The sequence below is a fragment of the Allobosea sp. Root381 genome, from assembly GCF_001429395.1.
Taxonomy (GTDB): domain Bacteria; phylum Pseudomonadota; class Alphaproteobacteria; order Rhizobiales; family Beijerinckiaceae; genus Allobosea.
This window is the reverse complement of sequence record NZ_LMJT01000013.1, coordinates 38,610-64,306: the sequence shown is the minus strand read 5'-3', so window position 1 is coordinate 64,306 and position 25,697 is coordinate 38,610. Positions and strand designations below refer to the sequence as shown.

The window sequence follows — 25,697 nt, the reverse complement described above, 5'->3', positions numbered from 1 at the left end:
CCTAGACGGCGTGCCGGCTCGAACCCTCGACCAGCACATAGGGTTCGCCGCTGGCGAGCGTCTCGACGCGGGCACGGACGCCATAGACATCGTCGAGCAGGGCCGGCGTCACGATCGTGCGCGGGTCACCCAGCGCCACGAGGCGCGCATGCGCCAGCACCATCACCCGGTCGGCGAAGCGCAGCGCCTGGTTGAGGTCGTGGATCGAGACCAGCACCAGCATGCCGCGCTCATGCGCCAGCCGGCGGACCAGCGAGAGCACCTCGAACTGGCGGTGCAGGTCGAGCGCGCTGGTCGGCTCGTCGAGCAGCAGGATATCGGGCTCCCGCGCCAGCGTCTGGGCGATCGAGACGAGCTGGCGCTGACCACCGGACAATTCGCCGAGGCCGCGGAAGGCGAGCTCCTCGATCTCGAGCTCGCGCAGCACGCGGTCGATGCGGTGCAGCTCGTCGTCGCTGACCGCCCAGGAACCGCCCTGCTTGAGCGCCAGCAGGATCGATTCATAGACGGTGAGCACGGCATTCACGGCCGTGTCCTGCGGCAGGTAGCAGGTGCTCGGCGCAGGCCGTCCCTGGACGCGGCTCTGGCCGCTGATTCTGACCTCGCCCTCGCCGGAGGCCAGGCCCGCGATGCGGCGGAATAGGCTCGACTTGCCGGCCGCGTTGGCGCCGATCACGGCGACGACCTCGCCGCCCCGGAGCTCCTGCGCGTCGATGTCCTGCAGCACGCGCCGCCGCCCATAGGCAACGCCGACGCCGCTCAGCGCGAGCTTCACCATGAGCGCTTCCGGCTGGTCATGATCAGGCTGAAGAAGAAGGGCACGCCGATCAGCGAGGTGACGATGCTGATCGGGAAGATCAGCCCCGGGATCAGCGATTTCGAGACCACCGAGGAGGCGGAAAGGATCGCAGCTCCCGCCAGCGCCGAGGCTGGCAGGAAGAAGCGCTGGTCCTCGCCGATGACCATGCGCGCGATATGCGGGCCGACGAGGCCGATGAAGCCGATCGTGCCGACGAAGGAGACCGGCACCGCGGCGAGCAAGGCGACCAGCAGCATGATCTCGAGCCGCAGCCGCCTGACGTTGATGCCGAAGCTCGCCGCCTTGTCGTCGCCGAGGCGCAGCGTCGTCAGCGCCCAGGCGCGGCGCAGGAAGAAGGGCAGGGTGAAGGCCAGCACCGCGGTGGTGATCGCGAGCTTCTGCCAGCTCGCCTTGGTCAGCGAGCCCAGCGTCCAGAACACCACGGCTCCCAGCGCCTGCTCGGAAGCGAAGAACTGCAGCAGCGCCAGCAGCGCGTTGAAGGTGAAGACCAGCGCGATGCCGAGCAGGATCACCGTCTCGGTGGTGACGCCGCGCGCCTGGCTCAGCAGGTGGATGATGAGGGCAGCGCCCATCGCCATGACGAAGGCGTTGATCGGCACGATGTAGTCCGCTGCGAGCGGCAGAAGGCCGACGCCGAAGACCAGCGCCAGCGCCGCCCCGAAGCTCGCCGCAGCCGAGATGCCGAGCGTGAAGGGGCTCGCCAGCGGGTTGTTCAGGATCGTCTGCATCTGCGCGCCGGCGACCGCGAGCGAGGCGCCGGTGACGACCGCCATCAGCGCCACCGGCAGGCGGATGTCCCAGATCACCACGCGCAGTGCCGCCGGCGCGGAAGCCGGGTCAAACAGCGTCGAGAGCACCTGCCCGACATCGTAGCGCGCCGGGCCGAGCATCAGGTCGACGACGAGGCTCGCCAGCAGCACCACCGCCATGCCGAGCAGGATAAGGCGCCGCCGCAACGTCAGCGCACGATAGGCCTGGTGCCCGTATTGAGCCTCGCGGGCGGCGGTCGCGGTCATCGGCCGCTCACTTGCGCTCGACCGTGACCCAGTAGCCGGGCTCGTAGGGCAAGGGCAGGAAGCGCTCATGCAGCGTCTTCAGCGTGGCGTCGGCATCGAGATCGGCGAACAGCTCGGGATGCAGCCATTTCGCGATCTCCTGGATCGCCACGAACTGGTAGGGGCTGTTGTAGAACTGGTGCCAGATCGCGTGGACGCGGCCGTTCTTCACGGCCTGGGTCTGGCCGAAGGCGGGGCGGGCGGCCAGCGCCGCGAGCTTGCGGCGCGCCTCGACCAGATCGCTGCCGGGCCCAAGCCCGACCCAGGCGCCGCCCGGCACGAAGGCGCCCCAGTTGCCGCCGGTGACGATCACGACGTCCGGGTTGGCGGCGACCACCGCCTCGGGATTGACCGTGCCGAAGGTGCCCGGGATCAGCGTCGAGCCGAAATTCGTGCCGCCGGCGATCTCGACCATCTTGCCGAAATTCTCGTTGCCGAAGGACATGCAGCAATCGTCGGAATACCCGCCGGCGCGCTCGACCATCACCAGCGGGCGCCTGAGGTTCTGTGTCTTGGCGATCCTTTCGGTGACGCGGGCGATCTCGGCGGCGCGGAAGGCTATGAAGTCCTCGGCGAGCTTTTCCTTGCCGAAGAGCTTGCCGATCAGCCGCATCGACGGCTCGGTGTTCTGGAACGGCTTCTCGCGGAAATCGACATAGACCACCGGGATGCCGACGGCGGCGAGCTTCTCGACCAGACTGGCCTCGTCGCTGGCGATCTTGGCCTCGACATTCATGAACAGCACGTCGGGCTTGAGCGCGATCGCCTGCTCGATGTCGAAGGCGCCTTCCTTCATCCCGCCGAAGCTCGGCAGCTTGGCGATCTGGGGATAGCCCGCGAGATACTGCTTGTAGCTGTCGGGGTCGGCCTTGGGCAGGTCGTCGCGCCAGGCGACGACGCGCTTGAACGGGTCTTCCTTGTCGAGCGCGGCAACGAAATACATCTGCCGGCCCTCGCCGAGGATGACGCGCTGCACAGGCGCCTCGACCTCGACCTTGCGCCCGAGCACATCGGTGACCGAAACCTTCTCGGCGAATGCAGGGATGGAGCCCGCGAGCAGCGAGCCCGCCAGCAGGACCGTCCCCAGGACGGCGCGCAGGATTGGCATGAGGAGACCTCCGGGGCGAAGTCGCTGGCTCCTAGGTCCGCCCCCCGGATGGGTCAAGGACTATGTTTTAGAATTAATTTAAACAAAACAAAGAGATGACGGTGGCCTCCGGGGGGGTGCCGTCGGCGGGCTGCGAAGCCACTTGCCTCGGCACCGGCTTTCGTGGTTCTCGCTCCCGCCTCGGACAAGCCAGAAAGCGCCCGGCCATGACGACGCTGCATCACAACATGAGCCTGAAGGACGAGATCCGCGACTTCTGGTCGATGCGCTCGGAGACCTTCGACACGCAGCCCGGCCACGAGATCTTCTCGCCCGAGGAGCGGCAGGCCTGGCTCGCGCTCTTCGCCGGCCATATCGGCCGAGCCGAAGCCGGCGGCGCAAAAGCACTCGATCTCGCCAGCGGCACCGGGGTGATCTCGCTGCTGCTGGCCGAACTCGGCTACGGCGTCACGGGGCTCGATCTTTCCGAGGCGATGCTCGCCCGCGCCCGCGCCAAGACGGCCGGCAAGCCGATCAGGCTCTATGCCGGCGATGCCGAGGACACGCTGGAAGAAGGCGACAGCTACGATGTCGTGGCGACCCGCCATCTGGTCTGGACGCTGCCGGACCCGCCTTCCGCCTTCCGCGAATGGTTCCGCGTGCTGAAGCCTGGCGGGCGCGTCGCCATCGTCGATACCGACATGACCAATCCGCGCCCCGGCAACGGCAAGGTGCTGCGGCTGCTGGCGCGCCTCGCGAAGCGCCTTTCGAACCCGAGGCCGCCGGCGCCCTATATGGCGACGCATGAGAACATCGTCTCGCGGGTCTATTTCTCGGGCGGCTGCCGGCCGGAAGAGGTCGCGCGGCTGCTCTCCGAGGCCGGCTTCGCCGATATCGTGATCGACCGCGACCTGCGCGCCATCCACCGCGCACAGGGCCGCTTCATGCCGCTCTACCAGCGGCTGGAGCGCGCCAGCCAGGACCGCTTCCTGGTCTGCGCGCGCAAGCCGGGTTGAGCCCGGATCAGATCGACTTCGTGACGCCGCCGTCGACGCGGATGTTCTGGCCGGTGATGTAGCCGGCATCCGCAGAGAGCAGGAAAGCGATCGTGCCCGCGATCTCGTCGCTCGTGCCGTAGCGCTGCATCGGCACACGCTGGCGGCGCTCGTCGGTGGCCGGCAGGCTGTCGATCCAGCCCGGCTGGACGTTGTTCATGCGGATGTTGTCGGGTGCGTATTTGTCGACGAAGATTTTCGTGAAGGCAGCGAGCCCGGCCCGCGCCATCGCCGAGGTCGGGAACATCGCGTCCGGCTCGAAGGCCCAGGCGGTCGAGATGTTGACGATGGCGCCGGATTTCTGCGCCTGCATGATCGGCGTCACCAGCCGGATCGCCCGGACAGCGCTCAGGAAATAGACGTCGAGGCCGCGATGCCAGTCCTCGTCCGGGATGTCGAGGATGGCGGCCCGTGGCCCATGGCCGGCGCTGTTGACCAGCGCGTCGACGCGGCCCCAGCGCTCGACCGTCAGGTCGACCAGGCGCTTGACGTCGTCCTGGACGAGATTCGAACCGGTGACGCCGATCCCGCCCAACTCCTTCGCCAGCGCCTCGCCCTTGCCGGAGGAGGACAGGATCGCGACATGGTAGCCGTCCCTGGAGAGGCGGCGGGCCGTGGCCGCCCCCATGCCGCTGCCGCCGGCGGTGACGATCGCTACTTTCTGGGTCATCTGCAGGTCCTCGTCATGTGCGGGTCGGATCGCTGGAAACGCTCAGCTTCTAGAGCAAGCCGACTTCTCACGGAACCGGCATGCCTTGGAGCCTGACGTGGTGGCTCAGCGATTGAACACCTCGGGATAGGCGAAGAGGCCCGGCGCACCGCCGGTGTGCCAGAACACGATCGTTTCCTCCGGAGCGATGGCCCCGGACCTGACCAGCGCCATCAGGCCGGCCATGGCCTTGCCGGTATAGACCGGGTCGAGAAGAATGCCTTCGCTGCGTGCGGTCAGCTCGACGGCCTCGACCATGGCCGCGGTGGGCTGGCCATAGCCGGGCCCGATCTGCGCCTCGTCGATCTGCGGCTCGATCGCCTCGCTGCCGTCACGGCCTTCGATGGCGAAGATCTCCCGAACCAGCCCGGACACGATCTCGCTCGCCTGCTCCCGCGAGCGCGAGACGCTGATGCCATGGACGCGGCAGGGCAGGCCGAGCTGAGAGACACCAGCGAGGATGCCGGCATGGGTTCCGCCGCTGCCCGTCGGCAGCACGATATGCTCGACCTTCAGGTCGAGCACGCCGGCCTGCGCCGCAAGCTCCGCCAGGGCATCGCGATAGGCGAGGCTGCCGAGCGCGTTCGAGCCGCCGACCGGAATGAAATAGGGCCGCCGGCCCTGCGCGACCAACTGCGCCAGAATCTCCTCCGCCGCGGCCATGGCGTCGGCCCCCGGCGCGAGCAGGCGAAGCTCCGCGCCAAAGATCCGGTCGAGCAGCATGTTGCCGTTGCTGCGATAGGAATCGGCTCGTGCCGCGACCGTGTCGGCCAGCAGCAGGACGCAGCCGAGCCCGCTTCGCGCGGCGGCGGCTGCGGTCTGGCGGGCATGGTTGGATTGCAGCGCACCCATCGTCACCAGGACATCGGCGCCTTCCCTCAACGCGTCCGCAACCAGATATTCGAGCTTGCGCACCTTGTTGCCGCCGCCGGCGAAGCCCGTGCAATCGTCGCGCTTGATCCAGATCGAGGGTACCCGGCCGTCCCGGCCGAGGGCCTGGGACAGGCGCGGCAGCGGCTCGAACGGCGTCGGCAGGCTGGCGAGTGAGATCGTGTCGCGTGGCTTCATTCCATCAGGCTCCCGGCGAATGCGTTCCAGCTGTATCCGTGACGGGATGCGGCCGGAAGGGCCGCACGCAGCGAGCCGACGCATGGTCGTTCCGCTCAAGCCGCTGGTCGTTCAGGCCGCGCCGACCGTCTCCAGGAACTGTTCTACATCGACGGTGAGGCTCTGCGCCTGGCGCGCGAGTTCGGTGGTCGCCGACAGGGCCGCAGCGGAGGCCCCGCTCGATTCCGACGCCTGCCGGGTGACGCCCATGACGTTGTTGGCCACCTCGGCCGAGCCCAGCCACGCCTGCTGCAGCTTGCAGGCGGTCTTGCGGGTCGCCTCGGCCTGCTGGTCGACCGCTGCCGTGATGAGCGAGGCGATGTCGTTCATGTCCGCGATCGTCTGGCGGATGCCGCCGACGGCGGCGGCGACATTGCGGGTCGCTTCGCGGATCGCCCCGATCTGGGAATCGATCTCGGCGGTCGCCTCCGCCGTCTGGACGGCCAAGGTCTTGATCTCGCTGGCGACCACGGAGAAGCCGCGACTGGTCTGGCCGGCGCGCGCCGCCTCGATGGTCGCATTGAGGGCCAGGAGCTTGGTCCCACCGGCGATCTCGCGGATCACGTCGACGATGCCGCCGATCCGGTCGACCGACTGCGTCAGTTCGCTGACCTGCTCGTTGATGTGCTGCGCCTCCTTGACCGCTCGCGTCGAGATTCTGGAGGACGAGGCGATGCGCTCGCTCACTCCTGTCAGGGATTCCGTCAGCTGGTCGGTGGCGGACGCGACCGCCTCGATGTTCGCGGTCGCATCCAGCGAGCGGGTCAGGGCCGCATCGGCCCGGTGCATGGTTTCGCTGGAGGAATCGGCAAGCGACAGGGCAAGCGAATGCAGGTCGTTCGCGGCGCCGGTGAGCGAACGGACGACGCTCGCCACCGCCCTCTCGAAATTCGCCGCTAGCCCCTCCAGCGTCTCGCACCGGTTCCGGCGCGCCGCCTCGAGATAGACCGAAAGGGCGAGGTCCATGTCGAGCATCGCCGCCTGGCTGAACGCCGCCGCGACCTGCCTCTGCCGGTGCGGGTTGGCCAGGTGCCGGAGCTTCCTGTCCCGGGTCGCGACCGTGATCAGGCGCGCCACGATGAAGTTGTAGCCTCCGATATACCAGCGTGGCTCCAGGCCGAGCCGGCAATGAACCTCGCCGACGCGCCGGACCGAGCGGACATAGCTGTCGTCGAAGGCTCCCGTCGTGATGAGGGCCCAATGGGCGATCTGCATCTGCCGCGCTCGCGCGACGATGGCGGGGCTCGGGAACAGCCGGGCCACGGCGGGAAAGGTCAGGATATGCTCGTAGAGCTCGTCGAGGATGGCGGGCAGCCTGGTGGCGACCGCGGGCCCGAACTCCCGCAACAGCGCGCGGACGCCGTCGTCGATCCCGGCAAAATGCAGCCGCTCGGCAATATCCTCGGGCTTCTCGCCTTCATTCCGGCTGCAGGGGCAGACGAGGCCCCCGACGACCTCGCTGCGCGCCGGAACGGAGGACCCATCTAAAGGCGCATGGGGCTGCGGGCTTCCAAAATCATTGGAGCCGAATAGACTCATGGAGGACGGCCCTTGCGACGGAATCAGCGCCGAAGGCGGCGCGTGCATATGTACGGAAACGTACTCATTACGTACCGTAACGTGCATTCGCTGCGGTTAACAGAGGGCTAATGCGCCCCGAACATGTGATGAAGTGACCCCATCGGGGAGAGCCGCTTGGAGCATCGGTTGAAGGGCGATTTCGAGATCCGCAATCGCGTCCTGCTGTCGTTGCGGCCGGAGGCGCGGGACTATCTCCATCCGCGGCTGGTGACGCGACGGCTGTCGCAGGGGCAGATCCTCTATGAGGACAACGCGCCCTTCACCCATGCGATCTTCCCGCATGAAGGCGTGGTTTCGATGAATGCCGACCTGCGCGACGGCCGCGGCGTCGAGAAGGCCTCGATCGGCTATGAGGGCTTCGTCGGCATCGCGCTGATGATGGGAGGCGGGGAGGCGATCAGCCAGTCCAGCGTCGTGGTCCCCGGCTATGCGTCCTGGTTGTCGATCGCGGATCTCGACGAGGCCATCGCACGCTTTCCCTGCGTGCGGCACGCGATGCTCCGTTACGCCAAGTGCCTGATCATCCAGCTGCTCGAATCGGTGGCCTGCAACAGCCTGCACAGCGCCGAGGAGCGGATCTGTCGCTGGCTCCTGCATGCGGATGACCGGGTCGTCGAGAACGTGTTCAAGCTCACCCAGGCGGCGCTCTCCCAGGCGCTCGGCCTGCGGCGGGCAACGGTCAACATGGTCTGCTCCCGGCTGATGGAGGACGGCGCGATCTCCTATTCGCGCGGAGACCTGACGGTGCGCGATCGCAGCGTCATGGAGGGGCGCGCCTGCGCCTGCTACGGCCGGATCAGCCGGACCTTCGAAAAGAATTCGCAGCCACTCGCCCGCTTCGTCGAGGAACTGCCCCTAATGCCCCGGGCGATACCGGACGACTCGTGATTTCCAGGCTGCCGCAAGGTCGTGGTCCTTCTTCTTGCACGAAGTGCAATTCCGCTGGCGCTATCGCCGGAAAGCGCACAGTATCGGCCGGCGCTACGTTGCGGAATTGGCTGCGTGCCGCGCCGGCGGCCGCGAGAGGTGCAAGGGGGCCTATCGTGCTTTTGTGTTCTCGCCCGGCGAGCGGGCCAAGACTGCGCCTGCCAAGACTACGCCTCATGATGTCCGGCCTTGCGATGCTGGCCTCGGTGACGGCTTTCGCGGGCGGCACCGCGCTCGCGCAGCAGCAGGCGCCGGCCGCGGTGCCGGTCGGCACCGTTCTGGCCGAAAAGCGCGCCATCGAGCGAACCGCCGATTTCGTCGGGCGCGTCGAGGCCGTCAATCGCGTCGAGATCCGGGCACGCGTCACCGGCTATCTCGAGCAGGTGCTGTTCCGCGACGGTGAGGACGTCAAGGAAGGCGTGCCGCTCTTCCGCATCGAGCGGGCGCCGTTCGAGGCTGCGGTCGAGCAGGCGCAAGGCGCGCTCGAACGCGCCCAGGGAGCCCTGCAGAACGCGACGGTACAGCGCGAGCGTGCCGAGGAACTGCTCAAGACCAGCGCCGGCTCGGTCGCGGTGCGCGACCAGCGCGTCGCCGACGAGAAGGGGGCGGAGGGCGACAAGACCACCGCCGAGGCCAATCTGAAGACCGCGCAGATCAATCTTGGTTACACCGAGATCGTGTCGCCGATCACCGGCCGGATCGGCCGCACCAAGGTTACCAGGGGCAATGTCGTCGGTCCCGACAGCGGCGTGCTGGCGCAGATCGTCAGCAGCGACCCGATGTATGTCACCTTCCCGGTCAGCCAGCGCGAGTTCCTGACGATCAAGGCCGGCGCCGTGCCGGTGGGCGCCCAGGCTCCGCTGGTCAGCCTCAAATTCGCGGACGGCTCGACCTATGACCAGAAGGGGCGCATCGATTTCGTCGACGTCTCGGTCGAGCGGGCCACCGATACGGTGCTGGTCCGCGCCACGCTTCCCAACCCGGCCGGCAAGCTCATCGACGGCGCGCTCGTGCGCGTCCTCGTCCAGAGCGAGCAGAGCCAGGAGAAGGTCGTGATCCCGCAGGCGGCCCTGATCGCCGATCAGCAGGGCGCCTATGTCTTCGCCGTCGAGGACGGCAAGGCCGTGGTCAAGCGCGTCAAGCTCGGCAGCGAGCTCGGCGCCGATGCCGTCATCGACCAGGGCCTCGCCGGAAACGAGCAGATCGTCGTCGAGGGCCTCCAGAACCTCAGGCCGGGCACGCCGGTGCTGGCCTCGCCCGTGACGCCTCCCGCCGGCCGGAGCTGAGCCTCATGATCAGCTCCGTCTTCGTCGACCGGCCGCGGCTGGCCATCGTCATCGCGCTCGTCACCACGATCGCGGGGCTGCTCTCGCTCTTCGCGATTCCCGTCGCGCAATATCCCGACATCGTGCCGCCGCAGGTCTCGGTGACGACGTCCTATCCCGGCGCCTCGGCGGCGGTGGTCGAGCAGACGGTGGCGCAGCCGATCGAGGCGCAGATCGTCGGCACCGACAAGATGATCTACATGAAGAGCGTCAGCGGCAATGACGGCAGCTATTCGCTGCTGGTCTCGTTCGAGCTCGGCACCAATCCCGACATCAACAGCGTCAACGTCAACAACCGCGTGCAGATCGCGCTGTCGAAGTTGCCCCAGGAGGTGCAGCGCCAGGGCGTCACGGTCAAGAAGAAGTCCTCCGCGCTACTCGGCGTGATCGCGGTTCATGCCCCGACCGGCGCCTATGACCAGCTCTTCGTCTCGAACTACGTCACGATCAACCTGCTCGATGCGATCCGCTCGACGCCGGGCGTCGGCGATGCGGCGCTGTTCGGCGCGCAGGATTATGCGATGCGGGCCTGGATCCGCACCGACCAGCTGACCGGCCTGAACCTCACGACCAACGACATCATCACCGCGATCCAGGCCCAGAACGCCCAGGCGGCGGTCGGGCGCATCGGCGCGCGCCCGATCTCCGACGACCAGCAGCTGCAGCTCAACATCCAGACCAAGGGCAGGCTGAGCACGCCGGAGGAATTCGGCAAGATCGTGCTGCGCACCAACCCGGACGGTTCGATCCTGCGGCTTTCCGACGTCGCGCGCCTCGAACTCGGCGCCGCCAACCTCGACCGCGCCACGCGGCTGAACGGCGGGCCCGCCGTGCTGATCGGCATCTATCAGTCGCCGGGCGCCAACGCGATCGCCGCGCTCGATGCGGTCAAGAAGACGGTCGGAGACCTCGCGAAGGCCTTCCCCGAGGGCCTCGCCTGGAAGGTCACCTACGATCCGACGGCCTTCGTCTCCGCCACGATCCACGAGGTCCAGAAGACGCTGATCGAGGCCTTCATCCTCGTCGTGCTCGTCGTCTATCTCTTCCTCGGCAACTTCCGCGCCACGCTGATCCCGACCGTCGCTGTGCCTGTCAGCCTGGTCGGTGCCTTCATCGTTCTCAACGCCATCGGCTATTCCGCCAACACCGTCTCGCTGCTCGCGGTCGTCCTTGCCATCGGCATCGTCGTCGACGACGCGATCGTGGTGATCGAGAATGTCGAGCGCGTGATGGAGGAGCATCCAGAACTCACCCCGGCCGAGGCGACCAAGAAGGCGATGGGCGAGATCGTCGCGCCGATCGTCGCGATCACGCTTGTCCTGCTCTCGGTCTTCGTGCCGGTCGCCTTCATCCCCGGCATCTCGGGCGAGCTGTTCCGGCAGTTCGCCGTCACGGTCGCGGTGGCGATGGTGCTCTCGGCGATCAACGCGCTGACCCTCTCGCCGGCGCTCTGCGCCGTGCTGCTGAAGCCGCATCAAGGTCCGCGACGCGGTCCGATCCGCCACGTCATGCGCGGCATCGACTGGACGCGCGATCGCTACGGCAATGCCGTGGCGAGGCTGGTGCGCGTCGCTTTCGTCAGCCTGGCACTGACAGCGGCCTTCGGCGCCGGCATCTACTTCATGGGCCGGATCACGCCGACCGGGTTCCTGCCCGAGGACGACCAGGGCGCCTTTTTCGTCGTCGCCCAGCTGCCGGACGGCGCCTCGGTCGGGCGGACCTCGGCGATGATGAGCCAGGTCGAGGACATCCTGAAGACCGAGCCCGCCATCGCCGACTACTCGACGGTCGTCGGGCTGAACTTCATCGACAACTACTCCCAGCCGAATTCCGGCTTCTTCCTGATCTCGCTGAAGCCTTTCGACGAGCGCACCAGGCCCGAGGATGCGGCGCCCGCCATCATCGCGAGGCTGGCGCAGAAATTCCGCGCCGTGCGCGAGGGCAATGCCGTGCCGATCGCCCCGCCGCCGATCATCGGCCTCGGCAGCGGCGGCGGCTTCACCCATGTCGTGATGGACATGACCGGCTCGGACCCGAAGGCGCTGGGCCGCACCCTGCGCGGCCTCGTCATCGCCGCCAACCAGGACCCGCAATTGCGGCGCGTCTTCTCGACCTTCTCGGATTCGACGCCCTCGATCTATCTCGACATCGATCGCGACAAGGTCCAGATCCTCGGCGTCGACCTGTCGAGCGTCTTCCAGGCGCTGCAGGCCTCGCTCGGCGGCTACTACGTCAACGACATGAACCTGTTCGGCCGCACCTGGCAGGTCCAGGTCCAGGCCGAGAGCACCGACCGCGCCTCGATCGACGACATCTACCGCATCCATGTCCGCAGCCGCGCCGGGGACATGATCCCGCTGCGCTCCTTCGTCGAGGCGCGGGTCGTGGTCGGCCCGCAGGCGCTGATCCGCTACAACAACCGCCTGGCGGCGACGGTGCAGGGCTCGCCGGCGCCGGGCGTCTCCTCCGGCCAGGCGCTGGCCGCCATGGAGGCCGTCTCGGCCAAGACGTTGCCGTCGGGCTATCGCGGCGAATGGACCGACATCTCCTTCCAGGAGAAGCGGGCCGAGGGGCAGACCGGGCTCATCCTCGCCTTCGCCCTGCTCTTCGCCTATCTCTTCCTCGTCGCGCTCTACGAGAGTTGGACTATCCCCGTGCCGGTGCTGCTCTCGGTGGCGGTCGGCATCCTCGGTTCCTTCGTCGCCATCGTCCTCGCCGGGCTCACGCTGGATCTCTACGCCCAGATCGGCATCGTCGTGCTGATCGGGCTGGCGGCCAAGAACGGCATCCTGATCGTCGAGTTCGCCAAGGAGTTGCGCGAGAAAGGCCACCCGCTGCTGCACGCCGCGACCGAGGGCGCGCGGATGCGTTTCCGGCCGGTGATGATGACCTCGTTCGCCTTCATCCTCGGGCTGCTGCCGCTGGTGATCGCCGAGGGACCCTCGAAGCTCGCCCGGCGCAATGTCGGCACGCCGGTCTTCGGCGGCATGCTGGCGGCGGCCTTCATCGGGATCTTCGTGATTCCCGCGCTCTACGTCGTCTTCCAGTCGCTGCGCGAGCGCCTGCGGCCATCGGCGCGGCCGAAGCAGACCGAGGCGCCGTGAAGCCCGCGGGGCGGCGTCGAACCGACGCGCGCCCCGCTCTGCCGGGCTACTTCTTCTCGATGTTCCAGAACAGCATCACCGGCGCGGCGAGGACGCCCGAGACGTTGGCCCGGCGCGCATAGGGCTGGTCGAACTGGCCGAGCACCCGGTAAGGCTGCATCTCGGCGAGCCGCTTGTGCAGCACTTCGAGGGCGAGCTTGCGGCTGGCCTCGTCCGGCGCGTCGACCACCGCGCCGCGCAGCTTCTCGGCTTCCGCGTCGCAGGGCCAGCCGGACCAGGCCCGCTCGCAGGCCATGTTGGTGCCGATATTGGTCAGGGGAGACTGCATCGTCGCGCCCGAGGCGGTGGTGACGAAGAGGTTCCAGCCGCCCTGGTCGATCGTGCCGCGGTTCTGCTGGCGGGTGGTGACCGTGCCCCAGTCGGCGACCTGCAGGTCGATGTTGAAGCCGACCTTCCTTAGCGATGCCGCCGCGACCTCGGCCATGCGGCCGATCGGGGCGATGTCGTTGCTGGTGCTCAGCACCAGCCGCTCGCCCTTGTAGCCGCTCTCGGCCAGGAGTTTTCGCGCGGTCTGGAGGTCGGGCTTGGCAAAGGCCTCCATGCCGACTTCGGTGCCGTTCGGACCGCCGCAGACGAAATAGGAGGTGCAGCGCTTCCACCATTCCTCGTCGCCATAGCCGGCGGCGAGGAAATCGGCCTGGTCGGTGGCATAGGCGAGGGCGAGGCGGGCCTTCGGGTTGTTGAAGGGCGGATGCAGGCTGTTCGGGCGCAGCATCACCTGGTTCTGCAGGTTCGAGAAGCGCTCGACCTTGACCTCCTTGCTGGTCGAGATCACCGGGATCAGGTCCTGGCTCGGCTGCTCCCATATGTCGATCTCGCCGGTCTGGAGCGCTGCCGCCGCCGTCGCGGCATCGGGCATGATCAGCCATTCCACGCGGTCGACCTTGACGACGCGCCCACCCGCGAGACCGTCCGGCGGCTCCTGGCGCGGCACGTAATCGGGGTTGCGGTCGTAGACGACCTTGGCGCCGCTGCGCCAGTCGGCGCGGTTGAAGCGAAAGGGGCCGCTGCCAATCGTCTCGGTGATCGGCTTCATCGGATCGCTGGAAGCGTCGCTCTCGCGCATGATCACGGGGATCTGGCCGACCGCCGAGCCGAGCGCGAAGGGCACCAGCGCCATCGGCCGCTTGAGGTGCAGCACGAAGCTGCGGTCGCCGGTCGCCTCCATCCGGTCGGTGTATTCGCCGAGCTTGCCGCCGATCGTGTCGCGCGCCATCCAGCGCTTCAGCGAGGCGATGACGTCGCGGGTCGTGACCGGCTGGCCATCGTGGAACTTCAGCCCCGGCCGCAGCGTGAAGGTCCAGGCCAGTTTGTCCGGCGAGGTCGAGAAGCTCTCGACCATCTGCGGCTGCGGCTGGAGCTTCGCATCCCAGGCGAACAGGCTCTCATAGATCATCAGCCCGTGCATGCGTGTGATCACGATCGAGGCCGCGACCGGGTCGAGCGTCTTCAGATCGGCATGCGGCGCGACCTTGAGCACCTTCTGCGGGGCCGGCTGGGCCAGCGCTCCCGCTGCGAGCGCGAGGGCGCCGACGCCGCAGGCCAGCCCGATCAGGCGACGAATGATCATGAGAACGCTCCTTCGTGAACGCGGTCGAAATGCATGATGCGCGCGCGGTGGCTGGCGAGGCGCAAGCTTCCGTCGGGCTGCAGCCACAGGCAAGGCCTGTGCCGCCAGGGGCCGTGATTGAGGTCCGCCAGCGCCCGGCCGCCGGGCAGGGGCGTAAGCCGGCTCTCGACGCCGGTACCGGCGAGCCAGGGCATCAGCGCCGTGCCGTCCGCATTGATCGCGAGCGCCGCTCCGGTGCTGCGCTCGCGCCATGCGCCGGTGAGTTCTGGATCGAGCGGCGTCGGGGGCACGCGCAGCAGCCGGCGAGCCGCGCCGCCGATCCGCCCTTCGAGGATGTCGGGCCCGGAGGGCTTCAGCCTGATGTCGAGATAGGCCGGCAGGCTGCGCAGGCCCCTCGTGCCATCCGCGACGAGCCGCTCGAAACCGCCCATATAGCTGATCGAATCCGCCGCGACCTCAGCCCAGAACGGGCCGGTCTCGGCGGCGAACAGGCCGGTCGGCACGTCGCGCGCTGCGGCCGGCATCGCCTCGCCTGCGAGCGCCGCCAGCACGCGCAGCGCCGGCCACAGCGCCTCCTCCTCGCGATTGCTCATCACGACCACGCCGACGCCGAGTTCGGGCGCCATCAGCATGTGGTTGCGATAGCCGGGCAGCGAACCGCCATGGCCGACGAGGGCGACCTTGCCGAGAGCGCTCGCCACGAGTCCGAGCCGATAGGGGTTTTCGCCGCCATCGTTGAAGTGCCGTGGCGCGGTGAGGCGCTCCAGCATTCCGGCAAGCGTTCCGCGACCGGCCATCAGCGCCGAGGACCAGAGCGCCAGAGCGGTGGCGCTGCCGGCCATGCCGCCCGAGGCCGAGAAATTGACGCCGTAGCGGCCCCGCCGCCAGCCTGTGCCGTCGCGCCAATAGCCGGTCGCCAGCCCGGGCACGATCTCGGTCTCGTCGGAGACGAAACGGATCGGCAGGTCGAACGGAGCGACCAGCCCGGCGACGACCTCGGCATAGTTGGAGCCGGCATGCTGCTCGACGATCGTCTGCGCCAGCCGCCAGCCCGTATTCGAATAGGCCATCTCCGCGCCGGGGACGCCGTTCAACCCCGGCAGGCGCCGCAGGACCGAGAGGATATCCGCGGCGCTGAGGCTTGCCGTGAACGGGACGCCCTGCTGCCAGAGCACCTCCATCATGTCGGGCAGCGCAGCCGTCATGTCGAGCGCCCGGCCGAGCGGCACCTGCGCCAGCGGTTCCGGCAGCGCGGCCAGGAGCGTGCCGAGTGGCGTGTCGAGGTCGATCCCGGCCTGGAGCAGGGCGACCGCGAGGACATGCTTGCTGATCGATGCGAAGCGGTTCTGCGTATCCGGCGTGAAAGGCAGCACATGCTCGATCGAGGCGTAGCCGCCGCCCTGCGCCTCGCGGATGCCTTCGCGATCGAACAGGACGATGGCCCCGCCGGGCCCGCCCTCATCCGTCCAGCCCTGCGCGATGGCGAGGGCCTCTTCTCGGGCCAGCGACCAGTTGAACATGCCGGCGCTCCGCCCCTTATCCAGATGCCGTAGTGTCGAGGAAAAGCCGCCGGCCGCGCAACCGCCTCGCCATGCGTCGGGCACAGGCCCATCCCGCGCCGGGCTTCGTCATCGGGAGCGCAAGGCAGGCAATCCAGCAAAGCGTAGAGCACTGCCGCTCTTGGATTGCTTCATCGCTTGCGCGCCTCGCATCGACGGGGATGCGAGCTGCCACCCTCATTTGACAACCGTGGCGAGCGGGACGAAAACTATCGGCGACTATCGCTGCATTTCCTGAAGATCATGCAGCGGCTATGCCTGCGTTGCGCCTGATGTGGTCGTCCAGCGAAACCAGAGGTTCGCGATGGCTAGGAGAAGGCAACGTTCCAGACCTGCGGGGGCGCTCCGCCGAGCATGCGCCCCACGGCCGTCATGTGCCGCTTTTCCTTTCGTCAAATCTCATCCTTGCCATGGCCGGATCCGACTCCGGCCCGCTGTTTTGATCACGCCCAAGCCTTGTAGGAGTGCCTTGGCCTAGCGCCGCGGCGCCGCCCCGGCGCTGTGACGATCCCTGCCTGCTCATCGCTGCCCAGCACGGGATGACAGAGGATGGCTATCGCGATCGCACTGGCTCTGATCGTCGTAGGCTCGGTGGTGTTCCACTTCGTGAGCCCGTGGTGGTGGACGCCGATCGCGTCCAACTGGGGCTATATCGACGACACGCTGATCATTACCTTCTGGATCACTGGCGTGGTCTTCGCCGCGGTCGTGCTGTTCATGGCCTATTGCGTGCTGCGCTTCCGCCATCGCGAGGGCAATCGGGCCGCCTATGAGCCCGAGAACAAGCGCCTCGAATGGTGGCTCGCGATCGGCACCGGCATCGGCGTCGCAGCGATGCTCGCTCCCGGCCTCGTTGTCTGGCACCGCTTCGTCACGGTCCCCACTGACGCCGCCACCGTCGAGATCGTCGGTCAGCAATGGCAGTGGAGCTACCGCCTGCCCGGCGCCGATGGCCGGCTCGGGGCGACCGACGTCGCTCATGTCACGCCGGAGAATCCGCTGGGCCTCGCCCCGAACGATCCGCATGGGCAAGATGACGTCATCATCCAGGGCGACCAGCTGCATCTCCCGCTCGGCAAGCCGGTCAAGATGCTGCTGCGCTCGCTCGACGTCCTGCACAATTTCTACGTGCCGGAATTCCGCGCCAAGATGGACATGATCCCGGGCGTCGTCACCTATTACTGGCTGACCCCGACCCGCACCGGAACCTTCGACGCGCTCTGCGCCGAGCTCTGCAGCATCGGCCACGCCTTCATGCGCGGCGGCGTCGTGGTCGAGCCGGAGAGCGGCTACCAGGCCTGGCTGCAGCAACAGAAGACTTTTGCCCAGCTGCAGGCGCCATCTCGGGCGCAGGCGAGGAACGACGTGAGGGATTAGCGACCGGGGGAGGGTCCGACAACGGGCCGGCGACGAGCGGAAGGGTGTCCTGATGGCCGATGTGACCCATGGCGTTGCCGGTCCGGTTCCCATGCCGGATCACGACGATGTCGAGCTCTATCACCCGAAGAGCTGGATCACGCGCTACGTCTTCTCGCAGGACGCCAAGGTCATCGCCATCCAGTATTCGATGACGGCGCTCGCCATCGGGCTGGTCGCGCTGGTGCTGTCCTGGCTGATGCGGATGCAGCTCGCCTTTCCCGGATTCCTCACCTTCATCGACGCGAATTTCTACTATCAGCTCATCACCATGCACGGCATGATCATGGTGATCTACCTGCTGACCGCGCTCTTCCTCGGCGGCTTCGGCAACTACCTGATCCCGCTGATGCTCGGCGCGCGCGATATGGTGTTTCCTTACGTCAACATGCTGAGCTTCTGGATCTATTTCCTGGCCGTGCTGGTGCTGGTCGGCGGCTTCTTCGTCGCCGGCGGGCCGACCGGGGCCGGCTGGACGCTCTATCCGCCTCAGGCGATCCTCGCCAACACGCCCGGCCAGCAATCCGGCATCATCATCATGCTGGTCTCGCTGATGCTCTTCATCATCGGCTTCACCATGGGCGGGCTGAACTATGTCGTGACCGTGCTGCAAGGCCGCTGCAAGGGCATGACGCTGATGCGGATGCCGTTGACGATCTGGGGCATCTTCACCGCGACCGTGATGGCGCTGCTGGCCTTCCCGGCGCTGTTCGTCGGCGCCGTGATGATGCTGCTCGACCGGCTGATCGGCACCAGCTTCTTCATGCCCTCGATCGTCGCGATGGGCGAGCGGCTGGCCTACAAGGGCGGCAGCCCGATCCTGTTCCAGCATCTGTTCTGGTTCTTCGGCCATCCGGAGGTCTACATCGTCGCCCTGCCGGCCTTCGGCATCGTCTCCGATCTGATCAGCACCCATGCCCGCAAGAACATCTTCGGATACCGGATGATGGTCTGGGCGCTGGTCGGGATCGGGGCGCTGAGCTTCGTCGTCTGGGCGCACCACATGTATGTCAGCGGCATGCATCCGGCCTTCGGCTTCTTCTTCGCCACCACGACGCTGATCATCGCAATCCCGACCGCGATCAAGGTCTATAACTGGGTGCTGACGCTCTGGCGCGGCGATATCCACCTAACCCTGCCGATGCTGTTCGCGCTCGCCTTCATCGTCACCTTCGTCAATGGCGGACTGACAGGGCTGTTCCTCGGCAATGTCGTGGTCGACGTGCCGCTTTCCGACACGATGTTCGTCGTCGCGCATTTCCACATGGTCATGGGCGTCGCGCCGATCCTCGTGATCTTCGGCGCGATCTACCATTGGTATCCGAAGATCACCGGGCGCATGCTCGACGACACGCTCGGCAAGCTGCATTTCTGGATCACCTTCCTCGGCGCCTACGCCATCTTCTTCCCGATGCACTATATCGGGCTGATGGGCGTGCCCCGGCGCTATCACGAGATGGGCGAGATGGCCTTCGTCCCGCCTTCGACGGTCGATCTCAACATCTTCATCACGGTGGTCGCGCTGATCGTCGGCGCGGCGCAGCTCGTCTTCCTGTTCAACCTGATCTGGAGCCTGAGGCGCGGCCGCCCCGCCGGCGGCAATCCCTGGCGCGCGACCACGCTCGAATGGCAGACGCCGCAGACGCCGCCCGCCCATGGCAATTGGGGCAAGGAGCTGCCGGTGGTCTATCGCTGGGCCTATGACTACAGCGTGCCGGGCGCCGCGCAGGACTTCCTGCCGCAGAACCAGCCGCCTGATCCGCGGCTGGCTTGAGGAGGCGCGGCGATGGTCGTCATCCTCAGCTTCATGGTCGTGCTGGCAGGCTTCGCCGGCTGGTGGCTGCTGCGCCAGGGCATTGCAAGCAAGCCTTGGCTCGAGGTCGGCATCCCTGCCGATGCCGGCTGGACGGCGCCATTGCCGCGCCCCACCGCCAGGCTCGGCCTCGCCGCCTTCCTCGTCGTCGCCGGCTCGCTCTTCGCGCTGCTGGTCAGCGCCTATGTCATGCGCATGGGCATGACCGATTGGCGCCCGCTGCCGATGCCGGTCGTGCTCTGGTTCAGCACCGGCCTGCTGGCGCTGAGCAGCGTGGCGCTGCACACGACCGTCATAGCCGCGCGCCGCGGCGAGCTCGACGGCATCCGCTCCGGCCTGCTCGCAGCGGGCGTGTCGGCGCTGGCCTTTCTCGCCGGCCAGCTGCTGGCCTGGCGCGAGCTGGCCGAGGCGGGCTATTTCGCCGCCTCGAACCCGGCCGGCGCCTTCTTTGGCCTGGTCACCGCGATCCATGGCCTGCACATGCTGGGCGGGCTGGTCGCGCTCTGGCGGATCACGGCGAGGGCTTGCGCGATCCCGATGGGCAGCGCACCGCAGGCCGTCGGCGCTTTACGTCTCGGCGTCGAGCTCTGCGCCACCTACTGGCACTTCCTGCTGTTGGTGTGGCTCGTGCTTTTCAGCCTGCTGATGCGCTGGGCGGATGAGCTGATCGAGATCTGTCGAGGGTTGGTGACTTAGCCTTGAGCGAGGTTGCAAGCGATGAACGAGGTTCTGCCGTCGACTGCGCATAGCGAGGCTGCCGCCTCGTCCGGCCTGCCCGGCATCGTCCAGGACTGGTCGTCCGACCGGCAGGCCTTCAAACACGTCTCCTGGGGGAAGGCCATGATGTGGGTCTTCCTGCTCAGCGACACCTTCGTCTTCGCGACCTTCCTGATCTCCTACATGACGGTGCGGATGTCGACGACCGTGCCCTGGCCCAATCCGAGCGAGGTCTTCGCGCTGGAGATCGCCGGCCACCATCTCCCGCTGATCCTGATCGCCATCATGACCTTCGTCCTGATCAGCAGCAGCGGCACGATGGCGATGGCGGTCAATTTCGGCTACCGCCGCGACCGCCGCAAGACGGCGATCCTGATGCTGGTGACTGCCCTGCTCGGCGCGGCCTTCGTCGGCATGCAAGCCTTCGAATGGACCAAGCTGATCTCGGAAGGGGTGCGTCCCTGGGGCAATCCCTGGGGCGCGGACCAGTTCGGCGCGAGCTTCTTCATGATCACCGGCTTCCACGGCACCCATGTCACGATCGGCGTGATCTTCCTCTTCATCATCGCCCGCAAGGTCTGGCGTGGCGATTTCGATCAGGGTCGGCGCGGCTTCTTCACCAGCCGCAAGGGCCATTACGAGATTGTCGAGATCACCGGCCTGTACTGGCACTTCGTCGACCTCGTCTGGGTCTTCATCTTCGCGCTGTTCTATCTCTGGTGAGAGGGGCCGCCATGTCGCAAGCCACGATCCACGCCGAAATCCAGCCCGCGCCTCAGGTCGAGGTGCAGCAACACCATCCGATCAGGCTCTATCTCGTGGTCTGGGTCTGGCTGTTCATCCTCAGCTTCTGCTCCTACATGGTGGATTACTTCCAGCTCGCGGGCCTGCTGCGCTGGTCGCTGATCCTGATCTTCATGGCGCTCAAGGCTGGCCTGATCATCGCCGTCTTCATGCACATGGCCTGGGAACGCCTGGCGTTCAGCTACGCGATCCTGCTGCCGCCGACGCTTCTCCTGGTCTTCGTGGGGATCATGATCTTCGAGTCGGACTACACGCTCCTCTCCCGGCTGACCTTCTTCTCGGCCGGCTCATGACGGGACGAGGCGTGCAGCAGGTTCGCGGCGAGGCGAGCGGGAGGCGCCGGGCGCGCGAGACGATCGCCCGGCCGTCGCCCGTTCCTCGACCGTCGCCATCGTCAGGGGAGGGCCCGGCCAATGCCTGCCAAGGAACTGAAGTTCTCGTCGGAGGCCCGCGACAAGGTGCTGCGCGGCGTCGAAGTCCTCGCCAATGCCGTGAAGGTCACGCTCGGCCCGAAAGGCCGGAATGTCGTGATCGAGAAGAGCTTCGGTGCGCCGCGCATCACCAAGGACGGCGTCGCTGTCGCCAGGGAGATCGAGCTCGCCGACAAGTTCGAGAACATGGGCGCGCAGCTGGTGCGCGAAGTCGCCTCGAAGCAGCATGACGCCGCTGGCGACGGCACCACGACCGCGACGGTGCTCGCCCATGCCATCGTTCGGGAAGGGGTCAAGGCGGTCGCCGCCGGCATGAACCCGATGGATTTGAAGCGCGGCATCGACCTCGCGGTCGAGGCGGCCGTGGCCGATTTCAGGAAGAACGCCAAGAAGGTCACGGCCAACAGCGAGATCGCCCAGATCGCCACCATCTCGGCCAATGGCGACGCCGAGATCGGCCGGATGATAGCCGCCGCGATGCGCAAGGTCGGCAATGAGGGCGTCATCACCGTCGAGGAGGCCCGAACCGCCGAGACCGAACTCGACGTCGTCGAAGGCATGCAGTTCGACCGCGGCTATCTTTCGCCCTATTTCATGACCGATCCCGACAAGCTGCGTGTGGAGGCGCAGGACTGCTACGTCCTGATCCACGAGAAGAAGCTCTCCGCGTTGCAGGCGATGCTGCCGCTGCTCGAGGCCGTCGTGCAATCCGGCAAGGCGCTGCTCATCATCGCCGAGGATGTCGAGGGCGAGGCCCTGGCCACGCTCGTCGTCAACAAGCTCCGCGGCGGCCTGAAGGTCGTGGCCGTCAAGGCGCCGGGCTTCGGCGACCGCCGCAAGGCCATGCTCGAGGACATCGCCATCCTCACCGGCGGCACCGCCATTTCCGAGGATCTCGGCATCAAGCTCGAGACCGTCACGCTGCCGATGCTCGGCCGTGCCAAGCGTGTGGTGGTCGAGAAGGAAAGCACGACGATCATCGACGGCGCCGGCAGGAAGAAGGACATCGAGGCCCGCGTCGCGCAGATCAAGGCGCAGGTCGAGGACAACACCTCGGATTACGATCGCGAGAAGCTCCAGGAGCGCCTCGCCAAGCTCTCCGGCGGGGTCGCGGTGATCCGCGTCGGCGGTGCGACCGAGGTCGAGGTCAAGGAGAAGAAGGACCGCGTCGACGATGCCATGCATGCCACCCGCGCCGCGGTGGAAGAGGGCATTCTGCCGGGCGGCGGCGTGCCGCTACTGAGGGCGCTGAAGGCGCTGGCCGCCGTCAAGCCCGCCAATGCCGACCAGCGCACCGGGGTCGAGATCGTGCGCCACGCCCTGCAGGCCCCGGCCCGGCAGATCATCGAGAACGCCGGCGACGACGGCGCGGTGATCGTGGGCAAGCTGATCGAGAAGAACGACTACAGCTGGGGCTACAACTCCGCGACGGGGCAGTATCAGGATCTGGTGGCGAACGGCGTGATCGACCCGGCCAAGGTCGTGCGCACCGCACTCGAGGACGCCGCCTCCATCGCCGCGCTGCTGATCACCACCGAGGCGCTGGTCGCGGATTTGCCGAAGCAGGAAGCACCGCCGGCAGCGCCGGGTGGCATGGATTTCTGAGGGCATCGGCCCGTTCGCTTGGAGCCACGGCGTCATCCCGAATCTGTGCGGCTTTCGCCGCTTGTCCGGAATGACGCTGTGTTTCCTCGGTTTGCCGTCGGCTTTCTAGCGCGGCTCCGGATCTGGCGACGGTCAGCGCAGCTCGATGGTCGTCTCGACGACATGCTGCAAGGCGGGCTCATCCTCGGAGGTGAGCGTCATGCGCAGCCGCAGGCCTTCTCCCTTCGGCGCGCCCTCCCGCACGACGCGCTCGATCTCGCGTTGAGAGGTCACTCCGACCTCCTTCAGGAACTTGCGGACAGCCATGTTGAAACGGTCTTCGTTCATGATCGATCTCCCGGGGAGGATGTTGAGCCGAGGTCGCGCAGGAAAACGGCGCGGCCTCGTCAAAACGCAGCATATTCTAGCCGCGCTTGGCCTCACTGTCGCCGATCGTCACGGTCGGGCTGCCGAGGCTGTCGACCGTGCCGACCAGGCCATTGCCGGGCCCGACCGGGCCGATTCCGCGTGCCGATCAGGCCGCCGGCCTCGATCGCGAAATCATTCGACAGGTCCGAATCCTGCCTCGCCTGTCCATCGACCTGATGTGCCCGGCGGCACATGACGGTTTCATTGTGCAGGGCCGGAGAGCCCCGTCCGGCGCCCGACGATGTCGTCGACTTCGTCTCGATCGATGCGGCGGCGATCGAACAATCGCCGTGCCAGGGCCGCGTGGGCTGCCAGCATCGCCGGTCGATACAGAACCGCCGTCGCTGCCTTCGAGCACTGCGCGCGCAGGGCTTCCTCGTCCGGCGGCCGCAGAAGGGCGATGTAGGGCGCCATCTGCTGCAGATCGTCAGCGTGGGAATGGAGCGCGCCCGGATACCATTTCACCGCATCGCCGGCGTTCCAGTAGATCATCTCGCCGCAATGGCCAGCGGACAGGATCGTGATCTCGATCTCGGCGCGGTGGCGATCGATCGCGCTGTCGATCTGGAATCCCCGCTGATAGGGTTCGAAACAGGTTTCGCCGGAAAATCCGTGCGGTGGCCGCAGCCAGGCATGCGTGATGTAACGCTGGTGATGCCAGCCGACGATGATGTGACCGGCCTCGTGAAACGCACAGGCCGCGCGCCGGATGTCGGCAGGGATCGCATCGAGAATCGGCATCTGGCCTCAATGTCACCGCCGACGTCTCTCGCGCAACGGCGACCAACCGCTGCCGAGCAAGCCGAGCACTCCCACAGCCATAGGCGCTTCGTTACAGGAGTGAACAGTAAACGCGGGGGAGATCCCCCGACAGGCTCTGAGGGCTTCAATCGAGCGGTGTCAGTCGTGTGAGCCGGCTCGGGTTGCCTTCGGCGAGGAAGAGACTGCCATCTGGTGCTCCCCAGACGCCATGAGCGCCATTAAGGACGGGACGGCAGCGCCCGATCATCGTGCCATCGGGCGCGAGCTTCGTCAGCGAGGGAAGGAGATCCGTGACGTAAAGCGCCCCCTCGGCGTCGCCCCAGATGTCGAGCGGCTGCTTGAAGCCGGTCCAGATGGTCAGGAGATCGCCATCGGGCGAGAACACCTGCAGCCGGTCGTTCTCTCGGTCGGCGACCACGACCCTGCCGTCCGGCTGAATCCAGAGCGCATGCGCGTTCATGAACTCGCCCGGGCCGGTGCCGATGCGGCCCCAGCTGCCGATGCGCGTGCCGTCGGCGGCGAAGCGATGCACCGTCCCGGCGGCATAGCCCTCGCAGACATAGATCTCGCCATCGGCCGAGACGGCGACGTCGGTCGGATGGTTGAACGGCTGATGCGGCGCATGGCGTGTGCCGAGCCCGCCGAGCCGGGCGCCCTCCGCATCGCAGATCACGATCTCATGGGCATCGCGATCGACGATGAAGAGCCGCCCGTCCGGCGCCGTGGCGAGCATATGGGCGTCGGCGATCAGGTCGCCGCCCCATGAGGCGAGCCGCGTCCCGTCCGCAGCCAGCGTGACGATGGCGTCCACCGCGCCATCGACGAGCGGGTCCGACCGCAGCAGGGCGTGGACGCGGCCGTCGAGGTCGACCGTGACGTCGCTCACCCGGGCCGGGCCGCCGGGCAGGTCGCCCCAGGGTCGCTCGACGCGATAATGCTGGTCGCCGAGGGCGACGATCAAATGTTGGGTGGCCATGTTCCGCTTTCCCTCAGACCGCCGCCATCCGCCGCAGCCCGACCAGCCGGTCGCAGACGAACAGCGCCGCGATCGTCAGCACGATCATGACGGTCGCGACCGCTGCCAGTGTCGGGTCGGGCGACATTTCGAGCTGGTTCAGCAGCTGGATCGGCAGCGTCTTGGTGTGGACGTCGACGAGGAAGATCGACACCGGGTAGTTGTCGAATGAGACGATGAAGGCGAAGAGCGCGCCCGAGACGAAGCCCGGCAGGATGTTCGGCACCAGCGCCCGCCAGAGCGCCGCCGGATAGGAGCAGCCGAGCATTCGCGCCGCGTCGACCATGGTGAAGTCGAACAAGGCGAGGCTCGCCAGCACGGTCCGCATGATGAAGGGCATCGTCACGACCACATGGGCCAGCAGCAGCGGCACATAGCCGTCGCGCAGGCCGACTTCGCGCGCCGCATGCAGGAAGGCGATGCCGAGCACGAGGCCGGGGATCATCAGCGGCGAGATCATGAAGGTCGAGATCAGCCTCGCGCCGGGGATCGCGCCGCGCACGATGGCGATGGCGCAGAGCGTGCCGAGCACCAGCGAGATCGCGGTCGAGAGCGCGGCGATCTGCGTCGAGAGCCAGAGCGCCCGGAGCATGCCGTCGGCATTGCGGATGTTCTCGAACCAGCGCAGCGAGAAGCCGGTCGGCGGGAAGGAGAACACCGCAGAGGGCGAGAAGGCGATCGGGATCACGATCGCGATCGGCATCAGCAGGAAGAGCAGAACGAGGGCGAGCATCAGCCCGGCGAAGGAGCGCGAGAGAGCGGCCATC

General features: G+C 67.2%; 22 protein-coding genes. 10 read left to right on the top strand and 12 right to left on the bottom strand.

Annotated elements, in window-relative coordinates; genetic code table 11:
- Window position 1: 1 nt before the first annotated feature.
- Genes ASE63_RS13670 through ASE63_RS13660 form a run of 3 tightly spaced genes read right to left on the bottom strand, consistent with a single transcriptional unit; the run spans window position 2 to window position 2,983 of the window.
- Window positions 2-778 (bottom strand): ABC transporter ATP-binding protein, encoded by a 777-nt coding sequence (locus ASE63_RS13670; protein ID WP_056801907.1) that lies wholly within the window; start codon window positions 776-778, stop codon window positions 2-4.
- Complete coding sequence (locus tag ASE63_RS13665; protein WP_056801906.1) at window positions 772-1,836, bottom strand: iron ABC transporter permease; 1,065 nt, start codon at window positions 1,834-1,836, stop codon at window positions 772-774. Before ASE63_RS13665 ends, ASE63_RS13670 begins: the two co-directional genes overlap by 7 nt.
- A 7-nt stretch (window positions 1,837-1,843) precedes the next feature.
- Complete coding sequence (locus tag ASE63_RS13660; RefSeq protein ID WP_056801905.1) at window positions 1,844-2,983, bottom strand: ABC transporter substrate-binding protein; 1,140 nt, start codon at window positions 2,981-2,983, stop codon at window positions 1,844-1,846.
- Window positions 2,984-3,189: 206 nt separating this feature from the next.
- Between ASE63_RS13660 and ASE63_RS13655 the strand changes: the two genes are divergently transcribed.
- The gene (locus ASE63_RS13655) at window positions 3,190-3,978 is read left to right on the top strand and encodes a class I SAM-dependent methyltransferase (protein WP_056801904.1); all 789 of its coding nucleotides are present in this window, start codon (window positions 3,190-3,192) and stop codon (window positions 3,976-3,978) included.
- Between the two features lie 7 nt (window positions 3,979-3,985).
- Here ASE63_RS13655 and ASE63_RS13650 read toward each other — a convergent pair whose 3' ends face one another.
- From ASE63_RS13650 to ASE63_RS13640, 3 genes are all read right to left on the bottom strand, one after another.
- Window positions 3,986-4,687, bottom strand: a complete 702-nt coding sequence (locus ASE63_RS13650; protein WP_056801901.1) for an SDR family oxidoreductase — start codon at window positions 4,685-4,687, stop codon at window positions 3,986-3,988.
- A 105-nt stretch (window positions 4,688-4,792) separates the two neighbouring features.
- The gene (locus ASE63_RS13645; RefSeq protein WP_056801898.1) at window positions 4,793-5,794 is read right to left on the bottom strand and encodes a D-cysteine desulfhydrase family protein; all 1,002 of its coding nucleotides are present in this window, start codon (window positions 5,792-5,794) and stop codon (window positions 4,793-4,795) included.
- Window positions 5,795-5,905: 111 nt separating this feature from the next.
- Entirely contained in the window at window positions 5,906-7,372 is a 1,467-nt protein-coding gene (locus ASE63_RS13640) for a globin-coupled sensor protein (RefSeq protein WP_056801896.1), read from the bottom strand.
- 156 nt (window positions 7,373-7,528) lie between these two features.
- Here ASE63_RS13640 and ASE63_RS13635 point away from each other — a divergent pair, with 156 nt between their 5' ends.
- The 3 genes from ASE63_RS13635 (at window position 7,529) to ASE63_RS13625 (ending at window position 12,770) form a co-directional block, all read left to right on the top strand.
- Window positions 7,529-8,302, top strand: coding sequence for a Crp/Fnr family transcriptional regulator (locus ASE63_RS13635; protein WP_244491403.1), 774 nt, complete (start codon window positions 7,529-7,531; stop codon window positions 8,300-8,302).
- 215 nt (window positions 8,303-8,517) lie between these two features.
- Window positions 8,518-9,627, top strand: coding sequence for an efflux RND transporter periplasmic adaptor subunit (locus ASE63_RS13630; protein WP_056801890.1), 1,110 nt, complete (start codon window positions 8,518-8,520; stop codon window positions 9,625-9,627).
- Between the two features lie 5 nt (window positions 9,628-9,632).
- A complete protein-coding gene (locus tag ASE63_RS13625) occupies window positions 9,633-12,770 on the top strand; it encodes a multidrug efflux RND transporter permease subunit (RefSeq protein WP_056801888.1) in 3,138 nt (1,045 codons plus the stop codon).
- 46 nt (window positions 12,771-12,816) lie between these two features.
- Here the strand turns inward: ASE63_RS13625 and ASE63_RS13620 are convergent, their stop codons facing one another.
- Together ASE63_RS13620 and ASE63_RS13615 are read right to left on the bottom strand one after the other, a co-directional pair.
- Complete coding sequence (locus ASE63_RS13620) at window positions 12,817-14,400, bottom strand: ABC transporter substrate-binding protein (RefSeq protein WP_056801887.1); 1,584 nt, start codon at window positions 14,398-14,400, stop codon at window positions 12,817-12,819.
- Window positions 14,397-15,920: a serine hydrolase domain-containing protein gene (locus ASE63_RS13615; RefSeq protein WP_056801885.1), complete on the bottom strand. Its 1,524-nt coding sequence runs from the start codon at window positions 15,918-15,920 to the stop codon at window positions 14,397-14,399. The genes ASE63_RS13620 and ASE63_RS13615 overlap by 4 nt, the downstream gene beginning before the upstream one ends.
- A gap of 588 nt (window positions 15,921-16,508) precedes the next feature.
- Between ASE63_RS13615 and ASE63_RS13610 the strand changes: the two genes are divergently transcribed.
- The 6 genes from ASE63_RS13610 (at window position 16,509) to groL (ending at window position 22,745) form a co-directional block, all read left to right on the top strand.
- Window positions 16,509-17,336 (top strand): cytochrome c oxidase subunit II, encoded by an 828-nt coding sequence (locus ASE63_RS13610; RefSeq protein ID WP_056801882.1) that lies wholly within the window; start codon window positions 16,509-16,511, stop codon window positions 17,334-17,336.
- A gap of 52 nt (window positions 17,337-17,388) precedes the next feature.
- Window positions 17,389-19,149 carry a cbb3-type cytochrome c oxidase subunit I gene (locus tag ASE63_RS13605; RefSeq protein WP_056801880.1) on the top strand — a complete coding sequence of 587 codons (1,761 nt, stop codon included), beginning with the start codon at window positions 17,389-17,391 and terminating at the stop codon, window positions 19,147-19,149.
- Window positions 19,150-19,161: 12 nt separating this feature from the next.
- Window positions 19,162-19,884 (top strand): cytochrome c oxidase subunit 3, encoded by a 723-nt coding sequence (locus ASE63_RS13600; RefSeq protein WP_056801878.1) that lies wholly within the window; start codon window positions 19,162-19,164, stop codon window positions 19,882-19,884.
- Between the two features lie 21 nt (window positions 19,885-19,905).
- Window positions 19,906-20,628, top strand: coding sequence for a heme-copper oxidase subunit III family protein (locus tag ASE63_RS13595; RefSeq protein WP_056801876.1), 723 nt, complete (start codon window positions 19,906-19,908; stop codon window positions 20,626-20,628).
- 11 nt (window positions 20,629-20,639) lie between these two features.
- Window positions 20,640-21,002 (top strand): cytochrome C oxidase subunit IV family protein, encoded by a 363-nt coding sequence (locus ASE63_RS13590; RefSeq protein ID WP_056801874.1) that lies wholly within the window; start codon window positions 20,640-20,642, stop codon window positions 21,000-21,002.
- A 120-nt stretch (window positions 21,003-21,122) separates the two neighbouring features.
- Window positions 21,123-22,745 carry a chaperonin GroEL gene (gene groL, locus ASE63_RS13585; protein ID WP_056801868.1) on the top strand — a complete coding sequence of 541 codons (1,623 nt, stop codon included), beginning with the start codon at window positions 21,123-21,125 and terminating at the stop codon, window positions 22,743-22,745.
- A 132-nt stretch (window positions 22,746-22,877) separates the two neighbouring features.
- Here groL and ASE63_RS13580 read toward each other — a convergent pair whose 3' ends face one another.
- The 4 genes from ASE63_RS13580 to ASE63_RS13565 form a co-directional block, all read right to left on the bottom strand.
- Window positions 22,878-23,072 carry a DUF6494 family protein gene (locus tag ASE63_RS13580; protein ID WP_056801865.1) on the bottom strand — a complete coding sequence of 65 codons (195 nt, stop codon included), beginning with the start codon at window positions 23,070-23,072 and terminating at the stop codon, window positions 22,878-22,880.
- 282 nt (window positions 23,073-23,354) lie between these two features.
- Window positions 23,355-23,894, bottom strand: a complete 540-nt coding sequence (locus tag ASE63_RS13575; protein WP_056801863.1) for a hypothetical protein — start codon at window positions 23,892-23,894, stop codon at window positions 23,355-23,357.
- 145 nt (window positions 23,895-24,039) lie between these two features.
- Window positions 24,040-24,891, bottom strand: coding sequence for a peptidase (locus ASE63_RS13570; protein WP_056801861.1), 852 nt, complete (start codon window positions 24,889-24,891; stop codon window positions 24,040-24,042).
- A 13-nt stretch (window positions 24,892-24,904) separates the two neighbouring features.
- Window positions 24,905-25,696 (bottom strand): ABC transporter permease, encoded by a 792-nt coding sequence (locus tag ASE63_RS13565; protein WP_056801859.1) that lies wholly within the window; start codon window positions 25,694-25,696, stop codon window positions 24,905-24,907.
- Window position 25,697: the final 1 nt, after the last annotated feature.